The 15,681-nt window shown below is 67.8% G+C and carries 17 protein-coding genes; 10 read left to right on the plus strand and 7 right to left on the minus strand.

What is annotated here, in order from left to right:
• Positions 1-7: 7 nt before the first annotated feature.
• Together WG924_RS10755 and WG924_RS10760 are read left to right on the plus strand one after the other, a co-directional pair.
• Positions 8-511 carry a TRAP transporter small permease gene (locus WG924_RS10755; protein ID WP_345933028.1) on the plus strand — a complete coding sequence of 168 codons (504 nt, stop codon included), beginning with the start codon at positions 8-10 and terminating at the stop codon, positions 509-511.
• Positions 508-1,854, plus strand: coding sequence for a TRAP transporter large permease (locus tag WG924_RS10760; protein WP_345933029.1), 1,347 nt, complete (start codon positions 508-510; stop codon positions 1,852-1,854). The genes WG924_RS10755 and WG924_RS10760 overlap by 4 nt, the downstream gene beginning before the upstream one ends.
• Positions 1,855-1,859: 5 nt before the next feature.
• Here the strand turns inward: WG924_RS10760 and WG924_RS10765 are convergent, their stop codons facing one another.
• On the minus strand, positions 1,860-2,471 hold the full coding sequence (locus WG924_RS10765; RefSeq protein ID WP_345933030.1) for a TetR/AcrR family transcriptional regulator: 612 nt from the start codon (positions 2,469-2,471) through the stop codon (positions 1,860-1,862).
• Positions 2,472-2,650: 179 nt separating this feature from the next.
• Between WG924_RS10765 and WG924_RS10770 the strand changes: the two genes are divergently transcribed.
• The 4 genes from WG924_RS10770 to WG924_RS10785 all read left to right on the plus strand — a co-directional run bounded on the left by WG924_RS10770 (position 2,651) and on the right by WG924_RS10785 (position 6,167).
• Complete coding sequence (locus WG924_RS10770) at positions 2,651-3,784, plus strand: cupin domain-containing protein (protein ID WP_345933031.1); 1,134 nt, start codon at positions 2,651-2,653, stop codon at positions 3,782-3,784.
• 33 nt (positions 3,785-3,817) lie between these two features.
• Complete coding sequence (locus tag WG924_RS10775) at positions 3,818-4,267, plus strand: 6,7-dimethyl-8-ribityllumazine synthase (RefSeq protein ID WP_345933032.1); 450 nt, start codon at positions 3,818-3,820, stop codon at positions 4,265-4,267.
• A 156-nt stretch (positions 4,268-4,423) separates the two neighbouring features.
• Positions 4,424-4,963: a flavin reductase family protein gene (locus tag WG924_RS10780; RefSeq protein ID WP_345933033.1), complete on the plus strand. Its 540-nt coding sequence runs from the start codon at positions 4,424-4,426 to the stop codon at positions 4,961-4,963.
• 82 nt (positions 4,964-5,045) lie between these two features.
• On the plus strand, positions 5,046-6,167 hold the full coding sequence (locus WG924_RS10785; protein WP_345933034.1) for an LLM class flavin-dependent oxidoreductase: 1,122 nt from the start codon (positions 5,046-5,048) through the stop codon (positions 6,165-6,167).
• A gap of 67 nt (positions 6,168-6,234) precedes the next feature.
• Here the strand turns inward: WG924_RS10785 and WG924_RS10790 are convergent, their stop codons facing one another.
• The 4 genes from WG924_RS10790 to WG924_RS10805 all read right to left on the minus strand — a co-directional run bounded on the left by WG924_RS10790 (position 6,235) and on the right by WG924_RS10805 (position 10,184).
• A complete protein-coding gene (locus WG924_RS10790; protein WP_345933035.1) occupies positions 6,235-7,215 on the minus strand; it encodes a PDR/VanB family oxidoreductase in 981 nt (326 codons plus the stop codon).
• A complete protein-coding gene (locus WG924_RS10795; RefSeq protein WP_345933036.1) occupies positions 7,212-8,276 on the minus strand; it encodes a Rieske 2Fe-2S domain-containing protein in 1,065 nt (354 codons plus the stop codon). The genes WG924_RS10790 and WG924_RS10795 overlap by 4 nt, the downstream gene beginning before the upstream one ends.
• A 1-nt stretch (position 8,277) precedes the next feature.
• Positions 8,278-8,940 (minus strand): TetR/AcrR family transcriptional regulator, encoded by a 663-nt coding sequence (locus WG924_RS10800; protein ID WP_345933037.1) that lies wholly within the window; start codon positions 8,938-8,940, stop codon positions 8,278-8,280.
• Between the two features lie 134 nt (positions 8,941-9,074).
• Positions 9,075-10,184 (minus strand): cupin domain-containing protein, encoded by a 1,110-nt coding sequence (locus WG924_RS10805; RefSeq protein WP_345933038.1) that lies wholly within the window; start codon positions 10,182-10,184, stop codon positions 9,075-9,077.
• Positions 10,185-10,430: 246 nt separating this feature from the next.
• On the opposite strand from WG924_RS10805, the gene WG924_RS10810 reads away from it, so the two are divergent.
• Entirely contained in the window at positions 10,431-11,435 is a 1,005-nt protein-coding gene (locus WG924_RS10810) for an ornithine cyclodeaminase family protein (protein ID WP_345933039.1), read from the plus strand.
• A 54-nt stretch (positions 11,436-11,489) separates the two neighbouring features.
• Here the strand turns inward: WG924_RS10810 and WG924_RS10815 are convergent, their stop codons facing one another.
• Positions 11,490-12,437, minus strand: a complete 948-nt coding sequence (locus WG924_RS10815; protein ID WP_345933040.1) for a LysR family transcriptional regulator — start codon at positions 12,435-12,437, stop codon at positions 11,490-11,492.
• Between the two features lie 95 nt (positions 12,438-12,532).
• Entirely contained in the window at positions 12,533-13,420 is an 888-nt protein-coding gene (locus WG924_RS10820) for a fumarylacetoacetate hydrolase family protein (protein ID WP_345933041.1), read from the minus strand.
• Between the two features lie 169 nt (positions 13,421-13,589).
• Here WG924_RS10820 and hpaH point away from each other — a divergent pair, with 169 nt between their 5' ends.
• Genes hpaH through WG924_RS10835 form a run of 3 tightly spaced genes read left to right on the plus strand, consistent with a single transcriptional unit; the run spans position 13,590 to position 15,628 of the window.
• Positions 13,590-14,393 carry a 2-oxo-hept-4-ene-1,7-dioate hydratase gene (hpaH, locus tag WG924_RS10825; RefSeq protein ID WP_345933042.1) on the plus strand — a complete coding sequence of 268 codons (804 nt, stop codon included), beginning with the start codon at positions 13,590-13,592 and terminating at the stop codon, positions 14,391-14,393.
• A gap of 30 nt (positions 14,394-14,423) precedes the next feature.
• Positions 14,424-15,209, plus strand: a complete 786-nt coding sequence (locus WG924_RS10830) for an HpcH/HpaI aldolase family protein (RefSeq protein ID WP_345933043.1) — start codon at positions 14,424-14,426, stop codon at positions 15,207-15,209.
• Positions 15,206-15,628 carry a nuclear transport factor 2 family protein gene (locus WG924_RS10835; protein WP_345933044.1) on the plus strand — a complete coding sequence of 141 codons (423 nt, stop codon included), beginning with the start codon at positions 15,206-15,208 and terminating at the stop codon, positions 15,626-15,628. Before WG924_RS10830 ends, WG924_RS10835 begins: the two co-directional genes overlap by 4 nt.
• Positions 15,629-15,681 lie beyond the last annotated feature (53 nt).

Consider the following 15,681-nt stretch of genomic DNA (forward strand, 5'->3'; position numbering starts at 1 on the left):
TTGCGTGATGTCTGCATATATCGTGACACGCGGGGAAGCCGCGATCGGCTGGGTGATTTCGGCGGCCCTCGCCTTCTGCGCCCTGTATGTCGGCGTGGCGGTGCTCTCAAGCCTGATCGGCCATGCGATGCCCGACGAGGATCTGCTGGTCGCAGAGGCCATGGTTGTGGTCGCCTTCCTGCCGCAGGTGCTGCTGGTGCTGCACCGGCGGCACATCACGGTCGATGCGCTGACCCGGCATCTGCCGGCGGCCGTGCAGCGGCCGCTCGATGTGGTGACGGCGCTCTGCGGCCTGATCACCTATGGCGCGCTCGGCTGGGCGGCGTGGTTCGCGCTGGATCGCGCGATCCTGAACCACTCCACCTATATCGGGTTCCTGGAACTGGCTGAATGGCCGGCCCGCGCCATGGTGCTGCTCGGCACCGCCGGCGGCGCCCTGGCCTGTCTGGTCGATCTGGTCCGGCCGCACGAGGCCGCCCGAGGCATGGCAGCAAAGGACGATCGTCCATGACCCCAAGTCTTCTGACCGGCGCCGCCTTCGGCCTGTCGATGCTGCTGGTCGCGATCCGGGTGCCGATCGCCTATGCCCTGCTGATCGGCGCGATCGCCGGCCTGATCGGCATCTATGGCTATGATCCGGGTTACGGCCTGGATCTGGCGGCGGCGATCCGGCCGGTGACGTCGATCCTGGCCGACGTGCCGTTCCGCTTCGTCCACAGCTATGAACTCAGCACGATTCCGCTCTACATCCTGCTGGGCGTGGTCGCACACCAGGCCGGCATCACCACCGATGTCTTCCGGTCGATGCGCACCCTGGTCGGGCGCATGCCGGGCGGGTTGGCGATGGCCTGCATCTGCGGTTGCGGCGGCTTCTCGGCTCTGTCGGGCTCCAGCCTCGCCTGCGCCGCCGCGATGGGGCGGATCTCGGTGCCCGAGATGATGGCCCATGGCTATGACCGCCGGCTCGCCACCGGCACGGTCGCGGTGGGTGGCACGGTGGGATCGATGATCCCGCCCAGCATCCCGTTTCTGCTGTTCGCCATTCTGGCCGAGGTGTCGGTCAGCAAGCTGCTGCTGGCCGGAATCCTGCCGGGGCTGCTGACCCTGCTCGGCTATTTCATCACGGTTCAGATCTGGGTGAGGCTGCGCCCGGCGGCCGCACCCGGGCGGGCGGAGCGGGTGACCGCCGCTGAAAAACTGCGGGCCGTCATCGGTCTGTGGCCGGCGACGCTGCTGTTCGCGATCATCGCGGTCGGGGTCTTCACCGGCCTGTTCAGCACGATCCAGGCCGCGGCGGTCAGCGTGCTGGTCGCCACCCTGATCGGCGTGGCGCGGCGCAGGATCGACCTCGCCTCGCTGGCCGCTGCGGTCAGAGAGGCGGCGCTGCAATCGGCGCTGCTGTTCGTGATGGCGTTCGGCGCCAAGGTGATGATCTCGCTGGTGGCCAGTTCCAACCTCACGGCCGATCTGTTGAGCCTGACCGCCGCCGCCGATCTGGGCCGCTGGGAAACCATGCTGGCGATCGTCGCCCTGCTGACCGTCATGGGCATGTTCCTGGATCCGACCGGCATTCTTCTGCTGCTGGTGCCGGTCACCCTGCCGATCGTCGAGGAACTGGGCTTCGACATCATCTGGTATGCGGTCATCTTCGTGAAGATGCTGGAGATCGGGCTGGTCACCCCGCCGCTGGGCCTGAACGCCTTCATGGTCAAGGCGGCGATCCCGCGGGAATACGATGTGCCGCTGCGCGATGTCTTCGCCGGCATCGCGCCCTTTCTGGTGCTGGAGGTGGTGGTGGTCGCGCTGCTGATGGCCTTCCCGATCATCTCGCTGCTGATTCCCAGCCTGATGTAGCGGGGCTACACCTCCGCCCCCCCTTCCGGACCCTGGCCCGGCCCCGGTTCCGCCGGCGGCCGGGCCAGGGCCAGCAGGGCCGCCATCGCCATCCGGTCCATGTCGTCCGGGCTCTGCCGGCAGCCGGCGGCCGTGACCGTGAAGTCGCGGAACAGGGTCCAGCCCAGGCTGAAGGCGGTCACCATCGCGGCGGCGGCGCGTGCGGCATCGTCGTCGGCGGGGCCGCCGCTGCGGATGATGTCGGCCAGTGCCGCCGTGCCGCCGGTCGGCCGGGTGAAATCTTCGGTCGCGCGCCGTTCCAGAATCAGGAAGGCCATCATCCGCGCAAAGCCCGGACGGTCCTGCTGCATGGCTTGCAGCACCGGGATCGCCTCGTCGATCGTGCCGGCGGAACGGAGCGCGGTCTTGAACGCCGCCATATGCCGGTCGAGCACCGCGTCGAGCAGGGCCTCCTTCGATCCGAAATGCCGATGCACCAGACCGTGATTGACCTCGGCCCGCGCGGCGATGTCGCGCACCGTCACCGCATTCGGCCCCTTTTCAGCGAACAGCGCATCCGCCGCCCGCACCAGCGCATCACGGGTTTCTTCCCTGCCCTGCGGTCTGTCGCCTGCCATGGTCGCTCCTCTGTTTGCCGCTCCGATGCCGACGCCCCGCACCCGGCGCAACAAACTGTTTACGCCATGTAGTCCATCGACTACAACAATAACGGACTGTAGTCGAACGACTACAGTCGACCCCATGAGAACCGGCCTCATGAGAACAAGCCGCATGAGAACAAGAATGGGAGGACAGGATGCCCGAATTCGGTTTTGCCACCCCCTCGGCCGCCGCCGCGGTCGCCGATCTGCCCTGGGCCCCGCTGCTGGTGCCCAAAGAGGCTATCGAGCGCGAAGTCGACCGTCTGCTGGATGAGGCACCGGTCACTGGCCTGCGTGACGCCACTGGCTTGCGCGCCGCCAGCGTGGTGCATCCGCGCGCGATCGACGGCATTCCCAGCCTGACGCCGGTCACCGAGGTCACGATCCACGTGCTCAAGCCCGGCGAGCGCACGCCGCCGCGACGGGGCAACCACGCCCTGCTGGAAACCACCGTGTCAGGCGAGGGGACCGTGCATATGGGCACGGCATTCCGGGTCGAGCGGCACGACGTCTGGACCGTGCCGCCGATGCAGGTCTACAGCCATCACAACACCGGCCGCACGCCCTGGGTCTGGCTCTGCTATTCCAATGCACCGCTTCTGCGGCGCAGCGGCGGTTATTGGGCCGAGACCCTGCCCGCGGGCACCCTGGCCGTTCCCCGCAAGCCCGCGGTGTCGGTTACCGGCGAGCTTGGCGCGCGCTATAACCGGCTGAACGCGCCGACGCATCGTCTGGCCACCGCTGCCGATCTGCGCGGATATGAATATCTGACCGACATCGAGCCGGTCGCCAATCCGCCACGCCACTGGGCGTGGAAGGACATGGCGCCCTATCTGCCGATCCATGCCGGCTGCAACAACGACCCCGCGAAGCGCAACATCTGGCTGCTCTACAACCCCGCGACCGAGCGGCGGCAAGGCACCACGCCGGTTCATTTCGCCACCTATGGCGGCGCGGCGCCCGGCACGCCGCCCTATGCCGGCGCGCGCGGTCATGTCCACATCTCGGCCTCGATCAACTATCACATCCGCGGCTATGGCCACAGCATCGTCGGCGGTGAGCGGATCGACTGGAAGGCCGGTGATCTGCTGTTCTCGGCACCGGGCTGGGTGGAACACGCCCATTACCATGGCGCCGAGGGCTGGACGGTTCTGACCGTGCAGGATCATCCGCTGCACATCGCGATGGGATCGCTGCTGTGGCAGGAGAATCCCGGCGATCCGATCCTGTCCCTGGGCAACGAAGACGGCCAGAAGGGCTATGTCTCGCCACGCCAGACCGGCGCCTGAGCCGGCAGATCATCGCATCGGGGGAGAAACCACATGAGCCGCACACTCCAGGTCGCGTTCATCAAGGCGCGCTGGCACGCCGACATCGTCGACAAGGCGCTGGACGGCTATCGCGCCGAAATGGCGCGCGCCGATTTGCGCCACGACACCACGACCTATGACGTGCCCGGCGCCTTCGAGATGCCGTTGCTGGCAAAGACGCTGGGCGCATCCGGGCGCTATGACGCCATCATCGCCGCCGCCCTGGTGGTCGATGGCGGCATCTATCGCCATGATTTCGTCGCGCAGGCGGTGGTCTCGGGGTTGATGCAGGCGCAACTGGAAACCGGCGTGCCGACCTTCTCGGTCAGCCTGACGCCGCATCACTTCCACGACGGCCCGGAACACCGGGCGTTCTTTCTGGACCATTTCGTCCGGAAAGGCGCCGAGGCCGCGCGCGCGGTCGCACAGATCGCCGCGCTGGGGATCTATCGGCGCGCCTGAGCGTCGCCAGGCGCCAGTATCCCGACGCCCGGCATCCCGACGCCCGGCACCCCGGCACCGCGTCGCCAGCGAAATGACCTTTTCCAATTGTTCCATTCCGGCTGGCGCCCGTCCCCGCCAATGATGATGCCCACCGCCCGCGCTGGAGGAGATCCGATGACCACACCGGCCGCCCCGCAAACCACCGACACCGCCTTCGACCCGTCCGACACCAGAACCTTCCGGCGCATCGCCGGACATCTGGCATCGGGGGTGGCCGTGGTCACCGCCACCGACACCGACGGCCATCTTCACGGGCTTACCCTGACCAGCGTCACCTCGCTGTCGCTGTCGCCGCCGCTGTTCCTGGCCTGCCTCGCCGACAGTTCCGAAACCCTGGGCGCGGTGCTCAGATCGGGCGGGTTCTGCATCAACTATCTGGCGCAGTCGCAACGCGCCATATCGGACGTCTTCGCCACCAAGTCGGGCACCAAGTTCAGCAATGTGGCGCATCGCATCCGCCCCAGCGGTCAGGTGGAGATCGACGGTGCGCTGGCCGTCATCGAATGCACGCTGCACGAACGGCTCCGGGCCGGGGATCACTCGATCGTGATCGGCCGCCCGGTCGCCATGCATGGTGGCGACGACGAGCCGCTGATCCATTTCCGCGGCGCCTATCGCCGGATCGGCGCGCCCCTGCCGCCAACCGCCGCCTGACCACTACACACCCCCCCCCTGGCCCCGCCCCCTGGGCCCCGGGCAATAAACGCCAAATCAACGACAGGAGGAGCATCCCGGAATGACCCACATCACCAATCCGATCCACAACGACAACAAAATGAAGCTCGGCATCTTCTGCATCAACGGCAAGGGCGCCTCGATGACGACGGTGCCGGAGCAGAGGCCGCTCAACTGGTCGCAGTCGCTGCGGTCGGCGGTCATGGCCGACGACGCGGGCTTCGAGGCGATCGTGCCGTTCGCGCGCTGGAAGGGCTATGTCGCCGACCAGCCGAGCCACCCGTCGGGCACGGTGTTCGAACCCTATGCCTTCGCCGCCGGCATCGCGCAGGCGACCAGCTATGCGGCGATCTTCGCCACCTCTCATGTGCCCACCATTCACCCCATCCTCGCGGCGAAGCAGGGGGCAACGATCGACCACATCTCAGGCGGGCGCTTCGCGCTGAACGTGGTCGGTGGCTGGAACAAGGCCGAACTGGAGATGTTCGGAAACCCGATGAAAGAGCACGACCACCGCTATGATCACGCGGAGGAATGGCTGTCGGTGCTGCAGCGGCTGTGGACCGAGACCGAGGAATTCGATCACGACGGCGACTTCTTCAAGGTCATCCGGGGCATGTCGTCGCCGAAGCCGATCCAGTCGCATGTTCCGATCATGAACGCGGGCGGCTCCGATCGCGGGCAGCATTTCGCCGCGGCCCATGCCGATCTCTGCTTCATCATCCTGAAGTCCGAGGATGAGGAAAGCTGCCGCAGACAGGTCGAGGATTACAAGGCCCTCGCCCGCGACCATTATGGCCGCGAGGTCCAGGTGTGGATCCACACCTATGTCGTCCAGCGCGAGACCCGGCAGGAAGCCCAGGCCTATCTGCATCACTACGCGGTCGAAAAGCGCGACGAAGCCGCCCTCGCGGGCTGGATGGCCGGGCAGGCCGCCAATACGAAGCTGATGCCGCCCGCCGTGCTGGAAACCTTTTCGCTGCGCTTCGCCGCCGGCGCCGGCGGCTTCCCGCTGGTCGGCACGGCGGAAGAGATCGTCGACAAGCTGGAGATGCTGTCGCGCGTGGGCGTCGCCGGCGCGCTGCTGACCTGGGTGGATTATCACGACGGGCTGGAGCGCTGGAACAGCGGCGTCATGCCGTTGATGGAACAGGCCGGCCTGCGCCGGCGCTTCCGCCGCTGAAGCAGATCCCGTCCAACGGGGCGCCGCGGCGATCGCGGCGCCCTCTTCTACAAGCGCGGCCCCAGGCTCACAGATCCAGAACCAGCCGCGCATCCAGACTGCGCGAGACGCACAGCGTCATCCGGTCGCCCGTGGCCTTTTCATCGTCGAGCAGATACTGGTCGCGATGATCCGGCCGGCCGGCCAGCACGCGGGTGAGGCAGGTTCCGCAGATCCCCTGTTCGCAGGACATCTCCACCGCGATGCCGGCCTCGGCCAGCGCCCGGGCGATGGTCACGCCGGGCGGCACCCGCACGGTCAGGCCGGATCTGGCCAGCACCACCTCGAAGGCCCGCTCGCCATCCTCTGGCGCCGGCGCGGCCGGGCTTGCGAAATCCTCGGCATGAAGCCGGCCCGGCGTCAGCCGTCCCTGGCCGAGCTGGCGGGCCGCGGCCATGAAGGGCGGCGGCCCGCAGAGATAAACTCCCCCCTGCGCCGGCACCGCGCCCAGAATGGTATCGAGACGCCGCATGGTCTCGTCAGGCCCGCAGCCCTGGTGCAGATGCACATGCGCGCGCAGATCGGCGCGGTCCAGCACGCTCCGAAAGGCGACGTGATCCGGTCCGCGCACGAAATAATGCAGAGCGAACGCCCGCCCCTCCGTCGCCAGCCGCCGGGCCATGGCCAGCAGGGGCGTCACGCCCACGCCCCCCGCCAGCAGAACCACCGGCGCGTCGCTATCGTCCAGCGGAAAGGCGTTGCGTGGCCGCCCGACCCGGATCATGTCGCCGGCCCGCACGCCCCGATGCATCGACACCGAGCCGCCCCGGCCCTCCGGCTCGTGTTTCACCGCGATGAGATAGGCGGCACGGTCGGCCAAATCGCCGCAGAGCGAATACTGCCGCACCTGGCCCGACGGGGTGAGGATGTCGACATGGGCACCGGCGGATGCCGCGGGCAGCCCCTCGCCGCCCGCGTCGACCAGCCGGAAGGACAGGATGTCCGGCGTCTGCCGTTCGATGCGATCGACCCGCAGCGTCATGGCATCGGCCATCGGGCCCGCCGTCATGCGCCGTGGTCCGCGGCGGCGGCGGGCAGCCCCTCGGCCGTCATCCGCGCGGCCAGGATGCGGCGGGCCCGGATCGCCCCGGCATCGGTGGGCAGCAGCACCGGCCCCAATGTCATGATGTCGTGACCGCCGATCCGGCGCTGCTGAGCTTCTAGCATCGGCTTGTCCTCGACATCGAAACCCTGCCGCTGCCAGGCGCGGACCCGCGCGTCGATCTCAGGGTCGCCCACCGCATAATCGCGGCTGTTGACGAAGAAATAATGCGCGCTGCGGTCGGTTTCGGGCGTCAGGATATGCGCGCTCATCGATTCGAACAGACGGTTGTCGCCATCCCCCGCAGAATCGGCCCCCGCCGGATGAGCGGTGATCCGCAGCCGCACGCAGGATGGCAGGTTCCACCGGGTTTCGAAGCAGAGGTCGATCGGCGCCTCGATATCCGCGACCGCCTTCTGAAAGGCATAGGGCGGGCGGCCATTGGGAAAGGTCAGGCGGGCATAGACCGTGTCGCCCACCTGATCGACCTTGAACCGCAATCGCTCGAAGGCCTCGGATGCCTGATAGCCGGCATGCAGGAACTGCACATGGGTCAGGTCCGACAGGTTGTCGATCGCCAGTTGGTAATCGGCATCGACATGGGTATGGCCCCTGACATTACCGCGCGCCGGATCGGACAGAAACGAGAAATCGGGGATCAGACCGGCATCCGCCAGCGCCGGATCGCCCATCCACAGCCAGACCAGGGAATGGCGTTCCACCACCGGATAGGCCACCACACGGGCGGCTTTGGGAATGGGCATGCCCGCGATCGGCATGCCGACGCAGGCGCCATCGGGCCCGAACCGCAGCCCGTGATAGCCGCACTGGATGACGTCGCCGATCTGGCGCCCCATATGCAGCGGCACGAAACGGTGCGGGCAGATGTCGCGCAGCGCCGCAAGCATGCCATCGGGTTTGCGATAGACCAGAACCGGCTGATCGATGATGGTCCGGTGCCCGAAACGCTCGGGCGTGATGTCGTCGGCATAGTCGAAAACATACCAGGTGTTTTTCAGGAACGGCATGTCAGTCTGCTCCAATCGTGTCGATGGCCATCGGGTCGGGCGTCGCCGGATCGCCGGCCAGTTGCAGCCAGAGCCGACGCCGGATGGCCGGCAGATCGCGCGGAACCGCTTGGCGGCCATCAGGATGGCAGGCGCTGAGGCCCAGGCCGCGCAGCGCGTGGTTGGTCATGGTGACGAGATCTCCGGCCGCGGCCGGCGTAAGACCCGCCCGCATCAGCGCCCGGATCCAGGCCGTGTCGAAGCGTGTGCGATAGGCGCGGATCATCGGCAGGTATTCACAGCCCAGCGCCGGCGCGGTCCGCGCGGCCACCGACAGCTCGACATGGGCCGTGAACGACGGCGCCAGGAAAAACCGTTCCGAGGCGTCGAGCAGCGCCATGAACACCTGCGCCGGGGTGCCGGATGGCGGCGCCGTGCGCGCGATGCGCGCCATCTCCTCATCCAGCGCATGGCGCGCCGCGGCGATCACCAGCGCGTCCTTGACCGGGTAATAATGGGTAAGCGCCCCGCGTGACACGCCGGCGCGGCCGGCCACGCCGGCCATGGTCAACCCGCCATAGCCACGCTCGACCAACAGGTCGAGTGTCGCCGCCATCAGGCTTGCGATCGTGCCCAGCCGGCGGGCTTCCTGGCGGGCGGGTCCGGTTCGGGCGGCTGTCGGCATTCGTCGGCCTCCATTCTGGTGCCGCTGAAAAAAGACAATGCCGAGAAACACAGCTCAAAAAAACAAACCGGTTTGTTTGTTTCCAGCCATGCCGCATCCCGGCCGCTGGCCGGGACGCCTCTGCCGTTCAGGCGTCAACCCGCCTGTCGCGGCCCGACATAGCCGGTCTGCCCCTGTTCCGAACCAAGGGTCAGGATCGGCCCGTCCATCCTTTCCTGCCAGATCAGCGATTCCATGCCGATCTGCTGCGGATGGTCCTGCACGGTCAGGATCGCGTGGCCATCGGCGCCCGGATAATGGGCATGCTCGGACCATGACGGCGCCGACAGCATCAGATCGCCCGCTTCCCAGTGAAAGACCTGCCCGTCGACCACGCTGCGGCCACTGCCTTTGAAGTGATAATTGATCGCGACCGAGCTGTGCTTGTGCCCACGGCCTTCGGGCCGGGGTCTGGTCCCCGGCGCCGAGGCGGACAGCGTGGCGAAGAAGGAATGGGTGGTGCCGTTCCGCCGCCCGGTGGCGGGATTGTAGAGCAGCATGATGCCGCGCTTGCCATCATCCGGCGTCGCGGGCAGATGGCGGCGCGCATCGGCCCATGGCCAGACGATCATCCGGTTTTCCACCACTTCGATATCGACCAGATATTCATAGCCGCGCAGGCGTGCGCCGGCATCTGTGATCGCGATGTCGGGGGCGCCCTCGCGGGTGAATTTTCCGGCGGCGGCCTGCGCCATCGCGGCCGCCGCGCGCTCCTGCGACCGGATCTGCGCGCCGGCCTCGACGAAATGGATGCCCAGTTTCTCAAGCAGCGGCGCGTTGGAATAGGTCAGCCGCACGAACAGGTCGTCGGACCGGTTCTCATGGGCGTGGACCCGCATCGACGGAATGTTCCAGGTATCCCACCGGCCGACCTCGGCGGTCTGCCCGCCGGCCGTCACGATGCCACGGCCACGAATGCAGAACTCGATCTGGTTGGCATTGCGGCGCATGGGCGGGGTCGCCTCGCCCGGCTTCAGAACGTTGATGGTGACATCGACACCCGGCGACAGGCCCAGCCCCGGCGCCGTCGCCTCAGGATGCACGATGACGCTGGCGCGGCGCCCGTCGCGGCCCGGCGGTTCCTGGGCCAGACGCTCGATCTCGGCCTCGATCGCGGCACGTGGAACGTGCAGCGGCTTCCACACCGTCATACCCGATCCCTGGATCTCGTCGGTGCGTCTCATCGAATGGGTCGCCTGGCTCATCGCTCGCGTCTCTCCCGTCGGCCCGGCTGACCGGGCTCTGTCCTCGTTCATCTCCGAGGCTATGCACAGACGCTGTCGCCACAACCCAAAGATCGGCAGTTCTCTTTTTCCAGATCCGACTATATCGCCGAGGTGGGTTGATCGGGAAATTGAGATATTCCGAGTTCGACATTGTTGCGCGGGAAGTGCCGCCCCTACCCTCGGCATGCTTCAGCCGCACGATGATGACCCGCAGGAGACCAGTTCATGTCGGATACGCCCCCCCTGTTCCTCACGGATCAGCATGTGAGCGAACTTGTCACCCTCAACGACGCGATCGCAGCACTTGAGGTGATGCTGCGCCGCGAGGCACAGGGACTGGCACACAACATTCCCAAAGCCCTGGCCACCTTCGCCGAGCGCTCGTCGCTGCACGGGCTGGGGTCGTTCTCGGAAGACGCGGCGCTCGGCGGTTTCAAGACCTGGATCAACACCCCCGGCGGCGCCTCGGCGGTGATGTCGCTGTTCGATACCGACCGGGGCGGCTTCCGCGCCCTGGTCCAGGCCGGCCTGCTGGGTCAGTTGCGCACCGCGGGCATCTCGGGCCTGGCCACCGACTGGCTGGCACCGGCGGAGGCGCGGGACATGGCGATCATCGGAACCGGCCGGCAGGCGACGTTGCAGATCGCGAGCGTCGCGGTGGTGCGCCGGATCAGCCGCCTGCGGGTCTACAGCCCCAATGCCGACAGCCGGCGCGACTTCACCGCCCGGATGCGGGGGCTGTTCTCGTTCGAGATCGTCGACTGCGACAGCGCCGAAAGCGCGCTTCGCGATGCCGAAATCGTCACCATCGTGACCCGCGCCCGCGCGCCCTTCATCCACGCCGGCATGATCGCCGACGACGCCCATGTCAACGCGGTCGGCGCCATCCTGCCCGCCAATGCCGAGATCGAGGCCGATGTGCTGGCCCGGGCCCGTGTCGTCGCCGTCGACAGCATTGCCGGCGTGCGGCGCAATTCCAGGGAACTCATCGATTTCTATGGCGAGGACGAGGCCGCCTGGCAGGCCGTGCAGACCTTGGGCCGCATCATCGCCGCCGGCCGTCAGCCCCGGCGCCCCGCGGGCATGACCCTGTTCAAATCGATGGGCATGGGCCTGTCGGATCTTGCCATGGCCGAGATGATCCTGGACCGGGCGGCGGCGCGCGGCTGCGGCATCCCGCTGGAGGGGCCAAAGGTGATGCCGCTGGCGCGCTGGAGCGAGAAGGCCTGAAACGGTTGGAGGCCTGAAGCGGTTGGAGGCCTGAAGCGGCAGACGTCACACGCCCTATTGCCCGTCCGGCTCCGGCTGGCCGGGCAGGGGCCAGACCGATTTCAGATAGTCCACGAACAGCGATACATGCTGAGAGGCCATGGCGCCGTCGGACATGATCGCCGAGACCGCCGTGTCGCGCGGCTCATAGCCGACCAGGATGCGGACCAGCCGGCCATCGCGCAGAAACTCCTCGACCACGAACGGGCCCATCAGAACGATGCCCACGTCCTCGGCCGCGGCTTCGGCCAGGAAATGGGCGTTGTTCGACCGCAGTGACCCGGTGATCGACACGGTCCGGCTGCGGCCGTCCTCGGTATAGACCCAGCTATCGCCGGTGGAGCCAAGCCGCATCGCCAGACAATTGTGCTGCGACAATTCGCTGGGATGCTGTGGCGTGCCATGGCGGGCGAGATAGGCGGGCGAGGCGCAGAACCGCCGCCGGTTCCACGACAGCACCGTGTCGTTGTCGGTGAGGTTCGAGGCATGCACCAGCCGGATCGACAGGTCGAAGCCTTCGCTCAACAGGCTGACCGTGCGGGCGGAGGTGTCGAGTTCGACCGAAATCTTCGGATAGCGCCGCAGGAAGCCGGGGATCAGCGGGCCGACCACGCGTTCCCCCAGCGCCGTGGGTGTGGTCATGCGGATCAACCCCGCCGGATCTTCGGCATCGGGGTTGAGCGTGCGCTCGACCGCCTCGGCCTCGTCGAGCAGCCGCGCGCAATGCCGATAGAAGGCCTGCCCCGCCGGCGTCACGCTGAGCTGGCGCGTGGTGCGGTGAAACAACCGCACATTCGCGCGCAATTCCAGTTCGGTCAGCTTCTTGCTGACGGTCGACGGCGCGATCGACAGGGCCTCGGCGGTTCTGGTGAGGTTCTCGGTTTCCACAAGCGACAGAAAGATTTCCACGGCGCGCAGGTCCGACAGGATCTGAAGCCGGCTGCGAACTGGCAGATATTTCACGGTCCACCCTCCCTGGCGCCGGTTCCGGTGCAGATCCTGGCAGACGATCTTAGCGCGGGACGGCACCGCCGTCCCGCATATCCGCGCCGTGACCCTTACCTGCCCGCCTCATCCCCCGCTGGAAGACCGCCGCCACCGGCGGGTTCCTGCACGACGGGGTTGCTCAACACGCCGATGCCGGTGATCTCCACCTCCAGCCGGTCGCCCGGCTGCATCCAGACCTGCGGATCGCGGGCCATCCCCACCCCTTCGGGTGAGCCGGTGGCGATCAGGTCGCCGGGCTGAAGCCGGGTAAAGCTGCTGATATAGGCGATCAGCCGGTCGATGGGAAAGACGAGGGTGCCAGGGCTGTCCTGCTGCATCACCCGGCCGTTGAGGCGGGTGGTCAGCACCATGTCGGCCGGCGCCGGTGCTTCATCGCGGGTGACGATCCACGGGCCGGCGGCGCCGCTGGCGTCGAAATTCTTGCCCGGCGTCACCTGGGCGGCATGGCGCTGCCAGTCCCGCACCGAATTGTCGGCGAAGCAGCAATAGCCGGCCACATGATCCATGGCATCCGCCGGGTCGATGCGGTGCCCGCCGCGCCCGATCGCCACGGCCAGTTCGCCCTCGAAATCGAACTGATCGCTGATCGCGGGGCGGATGATCGCCTGCCGGTGACCGACCTGCGCCGTGGGCAGGCGCAGGAACAGGCTGGGGTGGGCGCCCGGCGACCGTCCGGTTTCCGCGATATGCTTTGCATAGTTCAGGCCGACGCAGAACACCCGTCCCACCCCTTGGGTCGGCGGCAGGAAATCCACCGATGCCAGCGGATGACGTTCGGCGCCCGTGATGTCGATCGCCTCGCCCGCGCCGGCCCGGCCGATCAGCTCGGCCATGCCCGACAGCCGCCCCGACAGATCGGCGACCGCATCTCCATCGACGATGCCGAAGCGGTGCGGCGCCGCGTCGCCGCCCTGGCTGCGGAACATCATGAGACGCATGGGCTTCCCTCCCCTATAAGATTTCCGACGATATGGGCGGCAGCATGGGGCGCGCCCGCGGGGGGCTGAAGGCCGATATGGGAAAGACAGATTTCGCGATTTCCCGATGGTTCCGCCCTCGGCCTGCGCCGCTTACTGGCGGCATTCCCGCGCAAGGACGATGACCATCATGCCACTGGACCCGCAGACCATCCGCATATTGGGCCGCGCGCTGTTCGCGGCCGAGGCGGAACGACGCCAGATCCCGCTGATCTCGCAACGCCATGACGGGCTGACACTGGCCGACGCCTATGCCATCCAGGCCGAATTCGTCGCCGCGAAACGGGCGGCGGGCGCCACAGGCCGGGGCTGGAAGATCGGCCTGACCTCGCGCGCCATGCAGGATGCGCTGCAGATCGACACACCGGATTCCGGCGTCCTGCTCGACGACATGTTCTTCGACACCGGCGCCGTCATCCCGGCGGGCCGGTTCATCGCCCCCCGGATCGAGGCCGAAATCGCCTTCGTCATGGGCGCCGACCTCGATGGCCCCGCCAGCCCCGCCCAGGTGCTGGATGCCACGGCCTATATCTGTCCGGCGCTCGAAATCCTCGACACGCGCATCATCCGCCGCGATCGGACGACCGGGCGCATGCGCAGCGTGATCGACACCATCGCCGACAATGCCGCCAATGCGGGCATCGTGCTGGGCGGCCAGCCGCGCAAACCCGATGCGATCGATCTGCGCTGGATCGGCGCGATCGTGTCACGCAACGCCACGGTGATGGAAACCGGGCTCGGCGCCGGCGTGCTGGGCGATCCCCTGCTCGGCATCTCGTGGCTGTCGGGGCGGCTGGCCGAAACCGGGCAGACCATCCGCGCCGGCGAGGTTCTGCTCGCCGGCTCGTTCATCCGCCCGATCGAGGCCCCGGCCGGCAGCACCATTCATGGCGATTTCGGCGCCTTTGGCACAGTCACCTGCCATTTCGACTGAGGCCCGCCACACCAATAGCGAGGGACCAGAATGCCCGCACCGGCAAACAGCTTCCGACACGCCCTTGCCACCGACAGGTGCCTGTATGGCACCTGGGCGGCGCTCGCCGATCCGTTGTCGGCCGAACTATGCGCACGCATCGGCTTCGACTGGATGGTGCTCGATGGCGAACACGCGCCCAACGATCTGCGCTCGATCCTGGCGCAGTTGCAGGCCGTGGCCGCCTTTGCCTGCGCGCCGGTCGTGCGCCTGCCGGTCGCCGATCCGGTTCTGGCCAAGCAGTATCTCGACATCGGCGCCCAGACGCTTCTGGTGCCGATGATCGACACCGCCCAGGATGCCGCGGCCATTGCCGCCGCCATGCGCTATCCGCCACGGGGCCGGCGCGGCATCGGCTCGGCGCTCGCCCGCGCCGGCGGCTTCGGGATCACCACCGACTATCTGGCCACCGCCGATGCCGAGATCGTCCTGATCGTTCAGGCCGAAAGCCGGCGCGCGATGGCCGATATCGACGCGATCGCCACCACCGATGGCGTCGACGGCGTGTTCTTCGGCCCCTCGGACCTCGCCGCCGATATGGGCCTGATCGGCCAGACCGGGCATCCGGATGTGGTCGCCGCGGTGGAACGCGGCATCCGCGCCGTGGTCGCGGCCGGCAAGCCCGCCGGCGTGCTCGCCATGGATCCAGAGCTTGCCGGCCGATACCGTGCGGCCGGCGCCCGCTTCATCGCCGTGGCAACCGATGTCGGCGCGCTGGTCGGCGACTTGAAGGCGCGTCTGGCGCAGATCGACAGCCCCGCCGAGGTTCCGCAATGACCACCGATGCCAGCCTGTTCACAGACATCTATGCCCTGCTCGCCGCCTTCTATGGCGCCCTCGACGACGGCACCGCCGACGAGGCGGCGGCGCTGTTCCTGCCCGATGGCACCTGGATGCGCCAGGGCCGGCTGCTGACCGGCCCGGCCGCGGTGCGCGCGGCACTCGACGAACGTCCGGCCGACCGCGCGACGCTGCATCTGTTCTGCAATCTCCGCCTGTCGGCGATAACCGATGACGGCTGCACGGCGACCTATGGGCTGTTCGTGAACATCGGCCATGACGGCCCGGACACGGGCCACGACGACGGCCGGATGCTGGCGCTGATGACCTGCAGCGATCATGTCCGGCGCACGGGCCAGGGCTGGCGCTTCGCCTCGCGCACGGCATCGCTCCGGTTCCGCAACACGCTGGCCTGATCAGCCGTGCGGCCCCGATCAGGCGGCGTAGCGCCACCTGATCGGGATCCCCG

This window comes from Tistrella arctica, from assembly GCF_039630945.1.
Lineage (GTDB): Bacteria > Pseudomonadota > Alphaproteobacteria > Tistrellales > Tistrellaceae > Tistrella > Tistrella bauzanensis.

Bases quoted from the DNA above. Each gene is read 5' to 3' on its own strand.
- WG924_RS10755 (WP_345933028.1), top strand. From the start codon at position 8: ATGTCTGCATATATCGTGACACGCGGGGAAGCCGCGATCGGCTGGGTG.
- WG924_RS10760 (WP_345933029.1), top strand. From the start codon at position 508: ATGACCCCAAGTCTTCTGACCGGCGCCGCCTTCGGCCTGTCGATGCTG.
- WG924_RS10765 (WP_345933030.1), bottom strand. From the start codon at position 2,471: ATGGCAGGCGACAGACCGCAGGGCAGGGAAGAAACCCGTGATGCGCTG.
- WG924_RS10770 (WP_345933031.1), top strand. From the start codon at position 2,651: ATGCCCGAATTCGGTTTTGCCACCCCCTCGGCCGCCGCCGCGGTCGCC.
- WG924_RS10775 (WP_345933032.1), top strand. From the start codon at position 3,818: ATGAGCCGCACACTCCAGGTCGCGTTCATCAAGGCGCGCTGGCACGCC.
- WG924_RS10780 (WP_345933033.1), top strand. From the start codon at position 4,424: ATGACCACACCGGCCGCCCCGCAAACCACCGACACCGCCTTCGACCCG.
- WG924_RS10785 (WP_345933034.1), top strand. From the start codon at position 5,046: ATGACCCACATCACCAATCCGATCCACAACGACAACAAAATGAAGCTC.
- WG924_RS10790 (WP_345933035.1), bottom strand. From the start codon at position 7,215: ATGACGGCGGGCCCGATGGCCGATGCCATGACGCTGCGGGTCGATCGC.
- WG924_RS10795 (WP_345933036.1), bottom strand. From the start codon at position 8,276: ATGCCGTTCCTGAAAAACACCTGGTATGTTTTCGACTATGCCGACGAC.
- WG924_RS10800 (WP_345933037.1), bottom strand. From the start codon at position 8,940: ATGCCGACAGCCGCCCGAACCGGACCCGCCCGCCAGGAAGCCCGCCGG.
- WG924_RS10805 (WP_345933038.1), bottom strand. From the start codon at position 10,184: ATGAGCCAGGCGACCCATTCGATGAGACGCACCGACGAGATCCAGGGA.
- WG924_RS10810 (WP_345933039.1), top strand. From the start codon at position 10,431: ATGTCGGATACGCCCCCCCTGTTCCTCACGGATCAGCATGTGAGCGAA.
- WG924_RS10820 (WP_345933041.1), bottom strand. From the start codon at position 13,420: ATGCGTCTCATGATGTTCCGCAGCCAGGGCGGCGACGCGGCGCCGCAC.
- hpaH (WP_345933042.1), top strand. From the start codon at position 13,590: ATGCCACTGGACCCGCAGACCATCCGCATATTGGGCCGCGCGCTGTTC.
- WG924_RS10830 (WP_345933043.1), top strand. From the start codon at position 14,424: ATGCCCGCACCGGCAAACAGCTTCCGACACGCCCTTGCCACCGACAGG.
- WG924_RS10835 (WP_345933044.1), top strand. From the start codon at position 15,206: ATGACCACCGATGCCAGCCTGTTCACAGACATCTATGCCCTGCTCGCC.